Here is a 16,246-nt window from a genome sequence, read left to right as displayed (position 1 = left end):
GTATAAGCTTCCTATAAGCTTTCTATAAGCTCCCTACTACTAAAAAAGAGGTTATTTAAAGAATAAATGCGGGAAAAGAGTTTCGATTGGTTTCTTAACGAAAGCTATTTTTAATGTTGCTCTCAGAAATCCCCAACCATAACTAAAAAACTGTACCAGAAGTGCCCAAACCGACAAAAATCCTATCTTCACACTGCGGTTCTCTCGGGCACTGTCCCACCCTATCAATATAAAATAAGAAGCGTATACAAGCAAGGGAGCGATGTGTCCAAAAAAGGCTAACAGTATAGCGCCACAAAGTCCCAAGGCAAAGCAAGTGGGCAACCAAAAAGTCAGCTTGCGCGTTTGCGGGTGCCAATGGTTAAGGATAGCCCGCGTTTGTCCAAATTTGCTCACTTGGGTAAGGAATTTCGCCCACGAAATGCGCCGTTTGTGAAACACAAAAGCAGTAGGGATAAAAGCCGAATCAAAACCCTTTTCCCAAAGGCGTATCACCAAATCTGGGTCTTCACCAGGGTGTATTTTTCCAAAACCTCCCGTCGCCTCAAAAGCTTTACGCGATAAACCCATATTAAAACTGCGAGGTTCAAACCGCTGAATACGCTTTTGGCTACCGCGAATGCCCCCCGTAGTCAGCAAAGAAGTCATCGTATAGTTAATAGCTTTCTGAATATCGGTAAAGTCATCGGTAGCAGTATCCGAGCCCCCAAAACAATCTACATAATGGGCTTGCAAGAAGTCATCTACCGCTTCCAAGTAATGAGAAGGCAAAATGCAATCGGAATCTAAAATGAGAAAATAATCGTGCTGAGCGTGTTGCATACCGTAATTGCGCGAGTCGCCCGGACCTGTATTAGGTTTAGAAAGATAAGTAATCGATAAATCGTTTTGGTATTTTTTACATATCTGCTCTGAGGTAATAGTAGAGCCGTCCTCTATCACTACTACTTCAAAATCACCTTCGTAAGTTTGTGATGCAAGACTGTTTAGCAGTTCGTCAAGTTCCTCAGGGCGATTGTATATAGGGATAATAAAACTATATTTCATCTGTTAAAGTAATGTTAAAATTAAAAGATTTTGTAACATCTCTATAATACCATACGTATAATATGCGTATAAGAATCGACAAAATTAAGGATTTTTTCTGAATGAGACAACTAAAAATTACCAAACAGGTAACCAACCGTGAAACCGCGTCTCTTGATAAGTATTTGCAAGAGATTGGTCGTGTAGATTTGATTACTGCTGATGAAGAGGTAGAATTGGCACAACGCATTAAGGCAGGCGATGTAGCCGCCTTAGAAAAACTCACCAAAGCCAATTTGCGCTTCGTGGTATCAGTAGCTAAACAATACCAAAACCAAGGGCTTACCCTGCCCGACCTTATTAACGAAGGGAACTTAGGGCTCATCAAAGCAGCACAACGCTTCGACGAAACCCGTGGATTCAAATTCATTTCCTACGCCGTATGGTGGATTCGCCAATCTATTCTCCAAGCCTTAGCCGAACAATCCCGTATTGTGCGCTTACCGCTGAATAAAATAGGTTCTATCAACAAAATTAACAAGATGTATGCTTACCTCGAGCAAGCCAATGAACGCGTACCTTCAGCCGAAGAGATTGCGCGCGAACTTGATATGTCGGTAAATGATGTGAAGGAATCTATGAAGAATGCAGGTCGCCACATCTCTATGGACGCACCTTTGGTAGAAGGAGAGGACTCCAACCTTTACGACGTGATTCGCAGTAACGAGTCACCTAACCCTGATAAGGCTTTAATATTAGATTCTTTGCGCACCGAGATAGAGCGCGCGCTCGAAACGCTTACCCCTCGCGAAGCCGATGTAGTTCGTTTGTATTTCGGTCTTTCCGACCAGCACGCAATGACCCTCGAAGAAATAGGTGAAACCTTCGACCTCACCCGCGAACGTGTACGTCAAATTAAAGAAAAAGCAATACGTCGCCTCAAACACACTTCCCGTAGTAAAATTCTAAAAACATACTTAGGCTAAGTGCGAGCCACACAAGCAATAATATCACACACTTTGCCAAAGTTTCACACTTTGGCAAAGTTTTTTCTTACCTCTTATCTCTTACCTAAATAAATGGACTACACTTGGAACTTTAAACCACTACCACCGCAAGCCATTGTCGCTACTTTACAACAAGAGCTCAACATCAGTGAGCCTTTGGCGATACTCTTAGCACAACGAGGCGTGACTACCTTTCAGCAAGCAAAAGATTTCTTCCGTCCTACACTCTCCCAATTACATAATCCTTTCCTGATGAAAGGAATGAAAGAAGCTGTTGCTCGTTTAGACCGAGCCTTAAAAAGTAACGAAACAATCCTTATCTATGGTGATTACGATGTCGATGGTACTAGCGCCGTTTCTTTAATGGAGCGCTATCTTAGCAACTTCACTTCTAAATTGCACACCTACGTCCCTGACCGATATACCGAAGGCTATGGTATTTCTTTTCAAGGCATAGACTATGCCGAGGTGCAAGGTTGTACCCTCATCATTGCGCTCGACTGCGGTATCAAAGCCATTGATAAAGTAGAATATGCCAAAGAAAAAGGGATTGATTGTATCATTGCCGACCACCACCGCCCTTCAGACCAAGTGCCCGATGCCGTGGCAGTACTCGACCCCCAACAAGCTGATTGTCCTTACCCATATAAAGAACTCTGTGGTTGTGGTTTAGGGTTTAAATTAGCCCAAGCTTATCACGAGTATTTACAACGCCCGTTCAGCGAACTCATTTCCCTTTTAGACTTAGTAGCCGTGGCTACTGCTGCCGATATCGTACCAATGGACGGCGAGAACCGTTGCTTGACGTACTTTGGTTTAGAAGTGCTCAATAATAATCCGTCGGCAGGCGTAAAAGCGCTTTTTGGTCAGCACCAAGGTACAATTACCATAACCGATGTGGTATTCAAAGCAGCACCTCGTGTGAATGCAGCAGGACGTATAGAACACGGCAAATACGCCGTTGCTCTCCTCACCGAAACTGATGAAGAGCAAGCTGTACTTAAAGCTAAGGAAATAGACGCGCTTAATACACATAGGAAAGAGCTGGACAGCACTATCGCCACCGAAGCCCTCAACCAAATAGAGGCAAATGGCGAGCAAGAACACTATACGTCGGTAGTGTTTAATGAAGAATGGCATAAGGGGGTGATAGGCATTGTCGCCTCTCGCCTTATAGAGCATTATTATCGTCCTACGGTAGTCTTTACTAAGAGTGGTAATAAGTATGCCGCTTCAGCGCGTTCGGTACAAGGATTTGATATTTATGAAGCTTTGGAACAATGCAGTGAGTATTTGGAGCAGTTTGGTGGTCATAAATACGCTGCCGGACTCACTTTGCGCCCTGAACAGTATCCGCTTTTCAAAAATGCCTTTGAAGAAGTAGTAAAGCAAACCATAGACTCTTCGCTTCGCATTCCCAAACTCTTTATAGATACCGCTTTGCCATTGAGTAAACTTACCCAAAAGTTGTATAACGTACTCAAACAGTTCGAGCCTTTCGGTCCTCTGAATCTCCCTCCGCTTTTCTATGCCGAAAACGTAATAGATACCGGCTTTGCCAAACGTATCGGTAAAGATGAAGAACACTTAAAACTCACCTTAAAAGAAGTAGGTACTACCTCGTATTATGACGCAGTAGGCTTTGGCTTAGCACATAAACTCCCCATAGTAACCTCTGGCAGACCTTTCAACATAGTATATTCAATAGAAGAAAATGAGTGGAATGGCAGAGTAAGTTTGCAGTTACAAATAAGAGATATAAAATAAAAAAGAGGTTATTAGAATACTATTCCAATAACCTCTTTTTTTTATTTGTTTCTCTACCTATTTCAAAGCCTCTAACGCTTTAACGTAGTTAGGCTCGTCTGTGGTTTCAGCTACTTGTTCTGTATAAACCACTTTCCCTTGTTCATCTAAAACTATTACACAACGTGATAATAACCCTTTTAAGGGAGTATCAGTAAAGACAATAGGGTAATGCTTTGCAAAATCACCTCTAAAGTCTGAAAGCATAGTGAGATTGTCTATTCCTTCAGCAGCACAAAAACGAGTAAGTGCAAAAGGAAGGTCTTTAGATACACAAAGGATAGCTACATTACTGAGTTTAGAAGCTTCCACGTGAAATTTGCGTACAGAAGCTGCACATACCCCCGTATCTACACTCGGAAAAATATTTAGTACAACTTTCTTTCCTTGAAAGTCTTTGAGTGTTACTTCAGCTAAATCATTCCTTACAGCTGAAAAATTAGGAGCTATAGTACCCACTTTGGGAAGTTCTCCAACAGTATGAGCTGGTTGTTCGTGAAACGTAATATTTGCCATAAAATATAGTTATTATTAATAATATGAAAATCAACAAAAATAGTGCCAAGTATTAAGTTTATAATAGGATTATTATTGAATACTTTCTGCAATGATATAACCACCCGTCCACGCATTTTGGAAGTTAAACCCTCCAGTAATAGCATCAATATCGAGTACTTCTCCTGCTAAATAGAGCTGAGGGTATAGCTTGCTCTCATAAGTCTTAAAGTTGATTTCAGAGAGTTTTACACCACCTGCTGTTACAAATTCTTCTTTAAAGGTAGCTTTGCCTTCTATGGGGAAACGATATTGGGTAAGAGCTTCAGCCAGCCGACGCAATTGTGGTTTGTTGAGTTCTGCCCACACTTGTTCAGGGGCGACTCCTGCATTTCCTAACAGAGCAGACCATAAGCGTTTGGGGAGTTCAAAAAGTGAGAAGCTTTGCATTGTTTTGCGTCCGTTGTGTTGTTTAAACTCTTGGAGAACAGAGAGCGTTTCGTCATAAGAAAGCGCCTCTACGACGTTAACAGTGAAATTTACTTCCATTAAGCATTCGTAGTTACATTCAGCTAGCACACGAGCCCCCCAAGCCGAGGCGCGCAATACCGCAGGTCCACTAAAACCTGTATGAGTGAAGAGTAGTGGAGCAGTCTCGGTTATTTTCAGTGATTTTCCTTCTTTGCTAAGCAAACTTACAGAGGCATTTACAGCAATACCCGATAGTTCTTTTGTCCATTGGGTGGAAGTATGAAAGGTAAATAAAGAAGGGACTGGTGCTATGATAGTATGCCCCAAATTAGATAACAATTGCCATATTTTAGGATTACTGCCGGTGGTAATGACTACATTTCGAGCAATGTAGGTCTGCTTGGGCGTACTTACTTGCCAACCTTCGGGAGTAGGAGAGAAGGCTTGTACATTTTGCTCAGCGAAGAGCTCTATATGGTGTCTTTTTATTTCGTTGAGGAAGCAATTTATGATGCTCTCCGAAGTATTAGAAATAGGAAATACACGACCATCAGCTTCAGTTTTGAGAGGGACACCGTGAGCTTCAAACCAGTCTATTGTATCACCACACATAAAACGGAGGAAAGGACTGAGGAGTTCCTTACTGCCACGAGGATAGTTCTTTACGAGTTCTTGGGGAGTAAAAGTAGCGTTGGTGAGGTTACAGCGTCCTCCGCCCGAAATGCGCACTTTGTGGAGTGCTTCTTTGCTTTTTTCGAGGATAGCAATCTTAAAGTTAGGGTGTTTTTCAGCAGTATTAATAGCGGTGAAGAAGCCAGCAGCTCCTCCACCGATAATAAGAAGGTCGTACATAGTTATTTTACCCCAATAAAGTTGAACTTATCGTCAAATTTAAGTTCTTGATCGTCGGTAAGTTCTGCTTCATATTTCTTTTTACTAAGGCTACGCGATACTTCTTTGATAGATTCAAAAGGGAAAGTGGCGCGTACGTGTGCTAATATTTTTTCAGGCACTACGTGATCAGGCACTTTGCCGTGACGAGCTTTAAGCTCTTTCCAATCGCCATCGCCGTTAAATTCTATTTCAAGTCCATCGCGAAAGATGACGGTATACTCTTCGTCCTTGTAATCGGTGTCTTTCCATACCGAAGCGATGTGGTCTACTAAGAAATGCTCGCGCACAAAGTTGATAGCATCAGCAGGGAGGTCGTTAAAAGTTACTTTTTTGTCTTGTGCTGAGGCTGCGCTGAAGGTAAGTGTAGTAGCAATGAGTAATAAAAAACGTTTCATTTTAGTCGTCTATTTTTAAGAATTTACCATTTAAGTTAAAAATGAGTTCTACCCCGTTAGAAAGGTCTACTTCGTATTTAGTACGTTCTTTTTTAATTTCTTTAACAATTACATTAGGGTAGTTTTTGTGCACATACTTAGTAATTTTTGTAGGAACAATCTTGGGCGAAACTTGTCCGTTGCGTGATTTCACTTCTTTCCAATTGCCATCAGCACGAAACTCTATTTCTGTGCCATCAGCAAAGAGCACGGTGTAGTCCTCTACTTTGCCTTTCTCGGTATCTTGCCATACCGAAACGATGCTATTAGCAGAAAAATGTTGCTTAATAAAACTTTGTGCACTGGCAGGCAAAGTACTTATAGGTACAAGACCTTCGTCTTGAGCGGTAGCCACTCCAAAAGCAAGTAAAGAGAAGACTACTGTTGATAATGTTTTGAATGTATTCATCTTTTTATAATTGATATGTTTAAGGCGACAAAGGTAGCTAAAAATAAAAAAAGTACCAAATGAATGGTACTTTTTATTAGTCGTCTATTCTTAGAAATTGTCCTTTAGTATTGAATTCCAAATCGAGTCCGCTAGCGAGTTCTACCTCATAGCCATAGCGTTTCTTTTGGATTTTGTAGATATCCGTTTGAGGGTAGGTTTTCTTTACGTACTGAGCGATACCATTAGGAATAAGTTTTGCAGGTACAGCCTGAGTGCGAGTTTTCACTTCTTCCCAGTCTCCATTGCTATAGAATTCAATTTGAGTACCATCGTTAAAATACACTTTGTAATCTTGGTCGTGGAAATCGTCGTCTTTCCATACCGATGCGATATCATTTACTTTAAAGTGTTGTTTCACGAAAGCTTGCGCCTTAGCTGGCAATTGTTCAAAAGTAATAGGAGTGTCTTTAGCTGATACATTTTGTACTGCTACTACAGTCAATAAAAAAGTGGCGATAATTGATACTAATTTTTTCATCGTTTAATCTGTTTTTAAGTTTAACGGGGCAAAGATACTACCTAATTTTGGAAAGAATTGGGAATAATTATCCTTCCATCTACCATCACCAGCTTTCTATCTGCCATAGTAGCCAATTCTTCGTTATGGGTAACGATTACAAATGTTTGTTGGAACTCATTGCGCAGTTGGAAAAAGAGTTGGTGCAGTTTTTCAGCACTTTCGGAATCGAGGTTGCCACTGGGTTCATCAGCGAATACTACCGAAGGGTGGTTCATCAGGGCACGTGCTACCGACACTCGTTGTTGTTCGCCTCCTGAAAGGGCATTGGGCTTATGGTCAGCACGCGAGGTGAGGTGTAAAAAGTCTAAAAGCTCCATCGCGCGTTTTTCGGCTTCTTTCTTACTTATCCCTTTGATGAGTGCAGGAATACAGATATTCTCCAAAGCAGTGAACTCGGGCAACAACTGGTGAAATTGAAAGATAAAGCCTATGTGTTCATTGCGGAATTTTGCCAAGGCTTTGGAGGATAACGACAATATATCCGTACCATTAATCACCAACGACGATGGTTTATTGGTATCTGGACTGTCCAAAGTACCTAAGATGTGTAACAGGGTGGTTTTTCCTGCTCCTGAAGCTCCTACTATCGATACGATTTCGCCTTTGGCAACATTCACCGATACGCCTTTGAGCACTTCTAAATCTTTATAAGTTTTATGAATATTGGTAGCTTGAATCATTTATTTGGCATTTTGATAGATATATACTTCGGTAGCACCTATGCCGTATTTAGCGTATTCGGCATCGTAGAAAGTAACATTAGAATAACGTCCTAACAGGAATTCTAATTCGGTGCGCAACACGCCTTCGCCTACTCCGTGAATAAACACAACCCGCTGGATACGCTGTGCAATGGCAAACTCTAACTGCCGGCGAGCGGTTTCGAGTTGTAGGGTAAGCATATCGTAGTTGGTCATATTCCTAGTAGAATTGACCAGTTGCTCAATGTGCAAATCTACTTCCATTGGAGGGATATTACGCTCTTTTTTAGTGAGTGGCCATTTGTTCTTGCGCTTGCTCACCACATCTTTGCGCAAACTCTCTTCATCTATATTCGTAAAAGCACCTTTTAAAGGCGCTTCCTCTTCAATAACTATTATTTCCTCAGGGCGGTAAGTTAATTCAAACCCCTCAGTAGTAAGCACTGTTACCTGCTGAGGCGTAAGGCGCACGATGTGTCCCTTAATGATATCGTCTAATACTTCTATGTAATCTCCTATGTTCACAGTGCGAGCCACACGGGCAGTTAATTTGTTAGTTTGTAAATTTGTAAATTATCCCATTTTAGAGACGCGAAACGTCACTCGTCACTCGTCTTCTGGGTTTCTTATTTTCGTCGCTGGGTCTTGAAAATCTTCCTCATTTCTTGAGGAAAGGTTGCGCGAAATGCGATAGATACCTATCATCAGTAGGCTTATACCTATGATGAGTAACGCTTGGTCGTATTTTGGGAAAAGATAACGCGACAGTGCTACCAATATCCCTAAAATCATTAATATATAATTCATAAATTCGATTTATCAATTTGCTCATTGGCTAATTAGCTAATTGCCAATATTCCTTTTGCGAGTTCAATCATTCTTGGGTCGCCCGTGTGTTTGTTAGGCTCGTCTGAAAGTTTTACAGTAGGTACCCACTCGTTATCGCTGGTAAGTACCCCAGTGAGCTTCATCACTATGTTCATCGGACGTAAGCCTACATCATTAGTGAGGTCGGTACCTATCCCAAATGAAATACCTATTTTACCTTTACAAGCTTCGGTGATTGCTTGTACTTTTTTAGGGTTAAGTCCGTCAGAGAAGATAATGTATTTAGAGAGTGGGTCTATCCCCATTTTCTTGTAGTGTGCTATTGTCTTTTCGGCAAAGACTATAGGGTCGCCACTATCGTGACGCACACCGTCGAACAACTTGCTGAACTTCTTGTCGAATTGCTTGAAAAACACATCGGTAGTATACGTATCGGATAATGCTACCCCAAGGTCGCCGCGGTACACATCCACCCAGTGTTCGAGAGAGAGTGCATTAGCCATTTTGTAGCTGTACTCAGCTGCGTGGAACATAAACCATTCGTGAGCGTGAGTACCTATGGGTTTTACCTTGTATTTCATCGCAAAATGCACGTTGCTAGAACCTATAAAGGTTTGGTTGTAGCCTTCCATTAAAGTGTGCATCACGATGTCGTGCACGTGATACGAATGGCGACGACGGGTACCAAACTCGGCAAATACCACTCCTAATTCTTTGTATAACAGTTCTTTTTCACGAGTATTGGCTATCACCTGCTCGTCTGTCCAAGCGGTCGCTTTGGTGAGTTTATAGAAGAGCTCGCTAATTATAGAAAGTAGGGGCACTTCCCAAAGTATCGTACGATACCAATAGCCCTCAACAGTTACCTGCAAGTCGCTACCGTTTTGTTTGATATGTACTTCCGAAGGGTCATAGCGATACCCTTCCAAAAAGTCTAAATACAGCGGACTCAAATAGGGGCAGTTATCTATCAAAAACTGCTTTTCGGCTTTGGTAAGTTTCAGTTTTGCCATATTGTTCACCTCTTCTCTCAAAGCCTCAGCAAAGCCATCGGGGAATTCGTGTTTGCCACGGTTGATAAAAGTGTAACGTGCCTTGTTTTTAGGAAATAACTGCACTACGCCACATTGCATAGTGAATTTGTAAAAGTCGTTGTCTAATAATGAGTTTAGGATTGCAGACATATATTTTCAATTAACAATTTACAATGGATAATTAGTAAGTTCAAAAAACTTATTTTGGGCAAAGATAATAAATAAATTGCAATTATAACCGATTGCTTCCTAATTCTATTCCACCTATTTTTCGTCTTAACTTCGGTTTAGATTCGCCTTAGGTTCGCTTTAGCTTCGATTAAAAAGGAATTAAATGTAGATAGTAATAATTTAGAATGTCTTCTCTACCTGATTCAATGCATCTAAGATAATATCACAGCCTTCTTTTATTTCTTCTTCTGTAAGGGTAAGTGGAGGAGAAAGTCGTACGGCGCGGTGTTCAAACAACAGCCAATACACGATGAGTCCCCTATCCTGACAGTAATTCACTACAAAATCGGCGATTTCGGCAGTCTTAACGATAACTGCTAACATCAGTCCTTTACCGTTCACGCTTTCAATGAGTGGGTGTTGCAAATACTTGCGGAAGAGTTTCTCTTTCTCTAAGGTTTGAGCCATCAGGTCGGTAGTGAGTAGCTGGTTGAGGGTTGCCAACGAGGCTGCTGCTATCACGGGGTTGCCTCCAAAGGTAGTGATATGCCCCATTTTAGGATTGTGCGCCAAGAGTTGCATACGCTCATACGACGACACGAATGCCCCTACTGGCATACCGCTTGCCATACCCTTGCCTATTGCGATAATATCGGGGGTAAAGCCATAGTTTTGGAAACCAAAGAGCTTTCCGGTACGTCCGAAACCTGGTTGTATCTCGTCGATGATAAGCAGGGCTCCCACTTCTTCACAACGGCGTTTTACCTTGATAAGATAGTCGTTTTGGGGTTCGATAAATCCTGCTCCCCCTTGGATACTTTCCAAGACTACCCCTGCGGTACGTTCGGTGATTTTGAGGATATCGGCTTCGTTGTTGAACTCTATAAAATCTACATCAGGGATAAGCGGACGATAAGCGCGTTTGCGTTCTTCATAGCCCATTAGGCTCATCGAACCTTGTGTATTGCCGTGGTAGGCGTTTTTGGCAGCGATGAGTTGAGTTCTGCCCGTAGCGCGTTTGGCTAATTTCACCGAGCCCTCGATAGCTTCCGTACCGGAGTTTACCAAATAGGTAGTATTGAGCTCTGGTGGTAACTGTTCAGCAAGGAGTTTGCAGAAGTCTACCGCCGGTTTTTGTACGTACTCGCCGTATACCATTACGTGCATATAGGTAGCGCACTGCTCTTGTATAGCCTTCACTACCGCAGGGTGACAATGCCCTAAGGTGCAAGCCGATACACCTGCTACAAAATCTAAATAACGCTTGCCATCGGTAGTGTAGATATAGCTACCCTCGGCGCGTTCTATCTCCAACAATCGCGGATAAGGCGAGGTGGGGGCTTGATATTTTAAAAAATCTTGTTGTTGATTCATACTTTTCATTCTTAACTTTTTCATTTTTCACTATTGCCCGTCTAATAATCTATCCAAGCTTACAATGTCTTGAATGAGCACTTGTCTTGCCTTACTGCCTTCAAACGGACCTACTACACCTGCGTGTTCTAATTGGTCGATGAGGCGACCCGCGCGGTTGTAACCTAATTTCAGTTTGCGTTGCAAGAGGGAAGCCGAACCTTGTTGGGCATTCACTACCACTTCGGCAGCTTCACGGAACATAGGGTCACGCTCCGAGGGGTCGAAGTCTAAATCTACACCCTCTCCCTCAGGTCCTACATACTCAGGAAGCAAGTACGCATCGGGGTAAGCGCGCTGTGCCCCAATAAAGTCAGTAATGTGTTTTATTTCGGGGGTATCTACAAAAGCACATTGTATACGTACGGGTTCATTCCCTTGCGAGTAGAGCATATCACCTCGTCCAATGAGCTGTTCTGCTCCCGAGCCGTCCAAGATGATTTTAGAGTCGATTTTAGAGCTTACCTTGAAGGCAATACGCGTAGGGAAGTTAGCTTTAATAATACCAGTAATCACGTTGGTCGATGGGCGTTGAGTAGCGATAATCAAGTGAATACCAATGGCTCGGGCAAGCTGTGCCAATCGTGCAATAGGAAGTTCTACCTCCTTGCCTGCTGTCATTATCAGGTCGGCAAACTCATCTACCACCAATACGATGTAAGGTAAGAAGCGGTGTCCCTCGTTAGGGTTTAGCTGTCGCGCTTTAAACTTAGCATTGTACTCTTTGATGTTGCGCACTTGGGCATTTTTCAGCAGTTCGTAGCGGTTGTCCATCTCTATACAGAGGGAGTTCAGCGTGTTCACCACCTTTTTGTTATCGGTAATAATTGCTTCTTCACTATCGGGCAATTTAGCGAGGAAGTGACGTTCTATACGCTCAAATATCGAGAGTTCTACCTTTTTAGGGTCTACTAACACAAACTTCACTTCGGCTGGGTGCTTCTTGTAGAGTAGCGAACTGAGCACTACATTTATCCCTACCGATTTACCTTGTCCGGTTGCCCCCGCCATTAGTAAATGAGGCATCTTGGTAAGGTCGGCTACAAAAGTTTCGTTGCTAATTGTCTTTCCGAAGGCGATAGGAAGTTCCATTTCGGCGTGTTGGAATCGCGGTGCGGTAATCATCGTGCGCATATACACCATTGTAGGCTTCTTGTTTGGCACTTCAATACCTATCGTACCTTTCCCTGGAATAGGTGCAATAATACGAATACCAAGTGCTGCCAATGAAAGGGCTATGTCGTCTTCTAAGTTCTTGATTTTTGCAATACGTGTCCCTGCTTCGGGTACAATTTCGTAAAGAGTAACAGTAGGACCTATGGTCGCCTTTATCTTCTCTATTTTAATTTTGTAATCGTTCAGCGTTTGTACGATTGTATTCTTGTTTTCCTCCAATTCTTCTTGGTTAATAACAATACCACTGTCTTTGGGGTCGTCTAAGAGGTCGAGTGTAGGGAAACGGTAATCGCTAAGTTCTAACGTTGGGTCATACTCTCCATAGTTCTCTACCAATTGCTTAGCCAGAGTCTCGGGGTCTATTGCCTCTGTTGGCTGAGTAGGCGTTACTGTAAAATCAGGTTGTTCTTCTTCGGGAATATTAGTGATTTCCAAACCTCCCTCTTGTCCATCAAGGCGCGGAATTTCCTTTTTATGGGTAAAAGGGTCTAACTCTTCGTTTTCACCTTGTGGAATGATAAAGTCTAAATCACCCTCATCAGTAGTAAATTCTATGGAGTTAGGCTCTTTTTCTATACTTTCAAAGCTGTTTTCCTCCTCATCGCCTTGCTCCTGTTCTTCTTCTCCTTCGCGTTTCAGTTTAGAGAATGTATTTTGGAAGAAAGCAACAGCCTTTTCAGTAGTGAGATTTAGTTTGAAAATGCCATAGAGTACCACAATAAGTACCAAAAGGAGTATAGTGCCTAATTTGCCCAAATAGTCTTGTAGAAAATGGTTTAGTTCATAGCCCGAAACACCTGCTAATATGGTAGCTTTCCCTCCCAAAAATCCTAAGGCGGTTGAAGTGAATACCATTAACAGAATCCCCCAGAACCAGCGGTTTAGCAATGGCTTTTTCATATTCAGGATAAGTTTCATCCCTGAGAGAAATAGAAGCCACACAGGAAAGATAACTGCCAGTCCAAAACCTTTATATACAAATAACTGCCCCAAATAGGCTCCTATCTTACTGCCTATATTGTCAGCAATTTCTTCCCGATTGCTCAAATCTGCCCATCCACTTTGGTCAGTCTGCCACGAGAAGAAGAATGACGAAAAGGTAAATACCAAATACAGCGATAGCAGTACTAAAAATACGCCAAAAGCCAATTTGCGCTGTTGAGGTTTATTAGTATCCTTCTTCTTCTTTTGTGTTTCTTGTGGTTGTTTCTTTTTAGCCATTTATAGTTAAGCGTTTTTTCAATTAAATTTTATGTAACGTCAGTTCAATTGCCTTTTATCTATTTGATTCTGAACCTCATTTATACTAATTTCTGAGATGCAGTCTCACTCCTTATATTTCACTTCTTCCAAAAACTGCACCTCATACAAGTTGCGGTAATAGCCGTTTTCTATTTGCAACAACTCTTCGTGATTGCCTATTTCCACAATCTTCCCTTTGTCTAATACTATTATTCTATCAGCTTTTTTCACGGTGGTAAGGCGGTGCGCAATGATGATGGACGTGCGCCCTTCGGTCATCTTATCGGTAGCTTCTTGTATGAGCTTTTCCGAATGCGAATCTACTGAAGATGTTGCCTCGTCCAAAATAAGAATTTGCGGTTTGTGTACATAGGCGCGCAAGAAAGCTATTAGCTGGCGTTGTCCTGCCGAAAGCATAGCCCCACGCTCTTTCACGTTGTAATGATATCCCTCTGGCAAACTCATCAAAAAGTTGTGAACTCCTATACTCTTAGCAGCCGCAATCACTTCCTCTTCCGTGATAGCAGGATTTTTCAAGGTGATATTGTTGTAAATACTATCGGCAAATAGGAATACGTCTTGCAACACGGTAGCAATGTGCTCTCGTAGCGAACAGAGAGTATACTCCTCAATGTTCACCCCATCGATGTAAATCGCTCCCGAAGTCAAGTCGTAAAAACGGTTTAGCAAATTGGTGATAGTGGTCTTCCCTGCACCCGTTGCCCCTACAATCGCAATGGTTTCGCCTTCTTTTACTTCAAAACTAATGCCGTGTAAGATTTCTTCCCCTGCTACGTATTCAAAACGGACGTCTTCAAACTTAATATTACCTTTCACCTCCTTCAACTCTTTCTCACCTCCGGTTTCAGTATCCGTTTCAGTATCCAAAATAGCAAATACGCGGTCAGAAGCGATAATGCCCATTTGCAAAGTGTTGAACTTATCGGCTATATGCCTAATAGGTCGGAATAACTGTTGTGAGAGCTGTATAAAAAGGAAGATATTCCCTAAGTCGTACACGTTATCTCCTATAATTTGCCGACCGCCAAACCACACAATCAGCGCAATGGTAATCGATACACACAAGTCGCCAATCGGAAAGAAAATAGAGTTGTACCATATTGTTTTCAGCCACGCCTGTTTGTGTTTCTCGTTTATCTTTTTGAAATTCTCCAATTCTTCGCGCTCTTGCGCAAAAAGTTGTAATACTTTAATACCCGAAATGCGCTCTTGTACAAAGGCGTTTAGGTTTGCCACTTGGTGACGTACCTCCACAAAAGCAGCGTTCATTGAACGTTGAAACCAACGCGTAAAGTACAAAATAAGAGGCATCGTAGCATAGCTGATAAGCGCCAATTTCCAATCAATCACAAACATTACAATCGTGATAACAAACATTTTCAGTATATCGCTTGCCATCTCAAAAAGCCCCGAACTGAAAATTTCGCCTATCCGTTCCATATCGTTCACCGCACGCGTTACCAATACCCCTATGGACGATTTGTCAAAATACCGCATCTTAAAGCGCAACAAGTGCGCAAAAAGCTTTTCGCGTACATCGCGTATTACCGTTTGTCCCAGCCAGTTAGAGTAATAAGAAAACAGAAACTGCATCGTTACTTCCGCGCATAGCAAAGCTATGAGTATGTACACAATGCGCACTAAACCCTCGTAATCCTTAGGAGTGATATAATTGTCAATCGCTACTTTTATCAAGTAAGGTTGTGCGGTCGAAAAGATAGACGATAGCACTGCAAAGAGAGCTACGGCTATAAATACCCCACGATAAGGTTTTACAAAGCGCGACAGCTGACGAAAAGTATGTTTAGTCCGAGATGTTTTTTCTGACATTGTTTTCTTTTAAGGTGGCAAAATTACGAACTAATTCCCAAATCCCCAAATTTAACACTCGTCATTTATTCCCCGTTTCTTCTATCTCACCCCAGTTCTACCTCGTCCCACCAGTTCTCATTTGCTAATTTTCAAATCTGCTAATTAAATTGTCTTTCGTGCTACAACTATATAAAAAAATCGCTACAACCTGTGTAGCGATTTTCCTTATAAAAATTTAATAACCAAGTTACTTAGTAACGTTTGTTACTTCTACTGTCCACTCAGCGGTATTGCCATTAGCTGCCTCAATCTTGTATTTATGTGGGTTCGTCCAGTCTCCTGGAGTGCCCAATCGCGGTGCATCGCCTATCGGGAATACACGAGCAGCGGTGGAAACCGATAGAATAACAGTGAGATTAGCTTTGCTTACTTTATCTCTTTCCACGGTCGGGAAATCGCTATTGGCAGCAGGTACTGTTACTTCTATTTTTACAGTTTTATCGGTCTTGTTAATCTCCTTCTTGTTCACTGTTAAATTGATGAATTTCACAATCTTTTGGTTACTTGCCTTCGATATTTCATCGCTGATAAACCGATATTCCACTCTGTCTACATTGGTAACATCATTTTCTTCAAAGGCAGGCAACTCTTCCAAATTGCTTTTCAAACAACTGTTAAAGCCTATCGCTAAGATAGCAAAAAGTGCATATAATATATATCTTTTCATTTTTCTTTCGTTTTTAA

General features: G+C 41.9%; 16 protein-coding genes. 2 read left to right on the top strand and 14 right to left on the bottom strand.

Features of this window, described 5'->3' with window-relative positions:
- Positions 1-51: 51 nt before the first annotated feature.
- On the bottom strand, positions 52-1,047 hold the full coding sequence (locus HMPREF1320_RS04535) for a glycosyltransferase (RefSeq protein WP_009417590.1): 996 nt from the start codon (positions 1,045-1,047) through the stop codon (positions 52-54).
- Between the two features lie 101 nt (positions 1,048-1,148).
- Here HMPREF1320_RS04535 and HMPREF1320_RS04530 point away from each other — a divergent pair, with 101 nt between their 5' ends.
- Both HMPREF1320_RS04530 and recJ read left to right on the top strand, forming a co-directional pair.
- Complete coding sequence (locus tag HMPREF1320_RS04530) at positions 1,149-2,012, top strand: RNA polymerase sigma factor RpoD/SigA (protein ID WP_002673542.1); 864 nt, start codon at positions 1,149-1,151, stop codon at positions 2,010-2,012.
- Between the two features lie 93 nt (positions 2,013-2,105).
- Positions 2,106-3,800 (top strand): single-stranded-DNA-specific exonuclease RecJ, encoded by a 1,695-nt coding sequence (gene recJ, locus HMPREF1320_RS04525; RefSeq protein ID WP_009417574.1) that lies wholly within the window; start codon positions 2,106-2,108, stop codon positions 3,798-3,800.
- Positions 3,801-3,857: 57 nt separating this feature from the next.
- On the opposite strand, the gene tpx is transcribed toward recJ, so the two are convergent.
- From tpx to HMPREF1320_RS04460, 13 genes are all read right to left on the bottom strand, one after another.
- A complete protein-coding gene (gene tpx, locus HMPREF1320_RS04520) occupies positions 3,858-4,355 on the bottom strand; it encodes a thiol peroxidase (RefSeq protein WP_002673532.1) in 498 nt (165 codons plus the stop codon).
- A gap of 72 nt (positions 4,356-4,427) precedes the next feature.
- Positions 4,428-5,657, bottom strand: coding sequence for an NAD(P)/FAD-dependent oxidoreductase (locus tag HMPREF1320_RS04515; protein WP_009417570.1), 1,230 nt, complete (start codon positions 5,655-5,657; stop codon positions 4,428-4,430).
- 2 nt (positions 5,658-5,659) lie between these two features.
- Entirely contained in the window at positions 5,660-6,094 is a 435-nt protein-coding gene (locus HMPREF1320_RS04510) for a PepSY-like domain-containing protein (protein ID WP_009417581.1), read from the bottom strand.
- Position 6,095: 1 nt separating this feature from the next.
- Complete coding sequence (locus tag HMPREF1320_RS04505) at positions 6,096-6,542, bottom strand: PepSY-like domain-containing protein (RefSeq protein ID WP_009417565.1); 447 nt, start codon at positions 6,540-6,542, stop codon at positions 6,096-6,098.
- A gap of 76 nt (positions 6,543-6,618) precedes the next feature.
- On the bottom strand, positions 6,619-7,062 hold the full coding sequence (locus HMPREF1320_RS04500; protein ID WP_009417569.1) for a PepSY-like domain-containing protein: 444 nt from the start codon (positions 7,060-7,062) through the stop codon (positions 6,619-6,621).
- Positions 7,063-7,103: 41 nt separating this feature from the next.
- Positions 7,104-7,784, bottom strand: a complete 681-nt coding sequence (locus tag HMPREF1320_RS04495; protein ID WP_009417584.1) for an ABC transporter ATP-binding protein — start codon at positions 7,782-7,784, stop codon at positions 7,104-7,106.
- A complete protein-coding gene (locus HMPREF1320_RS04490; RefSeq protein ID WP_034554145.1) occupies positions 7,785-8,330 on the bottom strand; it encodes a Smr/MutS family protein in 546 nt (181 codons plus the stop codon).
- Positions 8,331-8,411: 81 nt separating this feature from the next.
- Positions 8,412-8,612 (bottom strand): hypothetical protein, encoded by a 201-nt coding sequence (locus HMPREF1320_RS04485; RefSeq protein ID WP_009417583.1) that lies wholly within the window; start codon positions 8,610-8,612, stop codon positions 8,412-8,414.
- A 32-nt stretch (positions 8,613-8,644) separates the two neighbouring features.
- Positions 8,645-9,817 (bottom strand): nicotinate phosphoribosyltransferase, encoded by a 1,173-nt coding sequence (gene pncB / locus HMPREF1320_RS04480; protein ID WP_009417577.1) that lies wholly within the window; start codon positions 9,815-9,817, stop codon positions 8,645-8,647.
- A 201-nt stretch (positions 9,818-10,018) separates the two neighbouring features.
- Positions 10,019-11,212, bottom strand: a complete 1,194-nt coding sequence (locus HMPREF1320_RS04475; RefSeq protein ID WP_009417568.1) for an aspartate aminotransferase family protein — start codon at positions 11,210-11,212, stop codon at positions 10,019-10,021.
- Positions 11,213-11,242: 30 nt separating this feature from the next.
- Positions 11,243-13,648, bottom strand: a complete 2,406-nt coding sequence (locus HMPREF1320_RS04470; protein WP_009417567.1) for an FtsK/SpoIIIE family DNA translocase — start codon at positions 13,646-13,648, stop codon at positions 11,243-11,245.
- A gap of 105 nt (positions 13,649-13,753) precedes the next feature.
- Positions 13,754-15,520, bottom strand: coding sequence for an ABC transporter ATP-binding protein (locus HMPREF1320_RS04465; RefSeq protein ID WP_009417562.1), 1,767 nt, complete (start codon positions 15,518-15,520; stop codon positions 13,754-13,756).
- A 229-nt stretch (positions 15,521-15,749) separates the two neighbouring features.
- Entirely contained in the window at positions 15,750-16,229 is a 480-nt protein-coding gene (locus tag HMPREF1320_RS04460; RefSeq protein WP_009417582.1) for a DUF5018-related domain-containing protein, read from the bottom strand.
- Between the last annotated feature and the right edge of the window lie 17 nt (positions 16,230-16,246).

The sequence above is a fragment of the Capnocytophaga sp. oral taxon 335 str. F0486 genome (assembly GCF_000277665.1).
GTDB classification, from domain to species: domain Bacteria; phylum Bacteroidota; class Bacteroidia; order Flavobacteriales; family Flavobacteriaceae; genus Capnocytophaga; species Capnocytophaga ochracea.
This window is presented reverse-complemented; position numbering and strand designations above follow the sequence as displayed.

Bases quoted from the DNA above. Each gene is read 5' to 3' on its own strand.
- HMPREF1320_RS04500 (WP_009417569.1), bottom strand. From the start codon at position 7,062: ATGAAAAAATTAGTATCAATTATCGCCACTTTTTTATTGACTGTAGTA.
- pncB (WP_009417577.1), bottom strand. From the start codon at position 9,817: ATGTCTGCAATCCTAAACTCATTATTAGACAACGACTTTTACAAATTC.
- HMPREF1320_RS04515 (WP_009417570.1), bottom strand. From the start codon at position 5,657: ATGTACGACCTTCTTATTATCGGTGGAGGAGCTGCTGGCTTCTTCACC.
- HMPREF1320_RS04535 (WP_009417590.1), bottom strand. From the start codon at position 1,047: ATGAAATATAGTTTTATTATCCCTATATACAATCGCCCTGAGGAACTT.
- tpx (WP_002673532.1), bottom strand. From the start codon at position 4,355: ATGGCAAATATTACGTTTCACGAACAACCAGCTCATACTGTTGGAGAA.
- HMPREF1320_RS04465 (WP_009417562.1), bottom strand. From the start codon at position 15,520: ATGTCAGAAAAAACATCTCGGACTAAACATACTTTTCGTCAGCTGTCG.
- HMPREF1320_RS04510 (WP_009417581.1), bottom strand. From the start codon at position 6,094: ATGAAACGTTTTTTATTACTCATTGCTACTACACTTACCTTCAGCGCA.
- HMPREF1320_RS04495 (WP_009417584.1), bottom strand. From the start codon at position 7,784: ATGATTCAAGCTACCAATATTCATAAAACTTATAAAGATTTAGAAGTG.
- recJ (WP_009417574.1), top strand. From the start codon at position 2,106: ATGGACTACACTTGGAACTTTAAACCACTACCACCGCAAGCCATTGTC.
- HMPREF1320_RS04485 (WP_009417583.1), bottom strand. From the start codon at position 8,612: ATGAATTATATATTAATGATTTTAGGGATATTGGTAGCACTGTCGCGT.
- HMPREF1320_RS04475 (WP_009417568.1), bottom strand. From the start codon at position 11,212: ATGAATCAACAACAAGATTTTTTAAAATATCAAGCCCCCACCTCGCCT.
- HMPREF1320_RS04505 (WP_009417565.1), bottom strand. From the start codon at position 6,542: ATGAATACATTCAAAACATTATCAACAGTAGTCTTCTCTTTACTTGCT.
- HMPREF1320_RS04460 (WP_009417582.1), bottom strand. From the start codon at position 16,229: ATGAAAAGATATATATTATATGCACTTTTTGCTATCTTAGCGATAGGC.
- HMPREF1320_RS04530 (WP_002673542.1), top strand. From the start codon at position 1,149: ATGAGACAACTAAAAATTACCAAACAGGTAACCAACCGTGAAACCGCG.
- HMPREF1320_RS04470 (WP_009417567.1), bottom strand. From the start codon at position 13,648: ATGGCTAAAAAGAAACAACCACAAGAAACACAAAAGAAGAAGAAGGAT.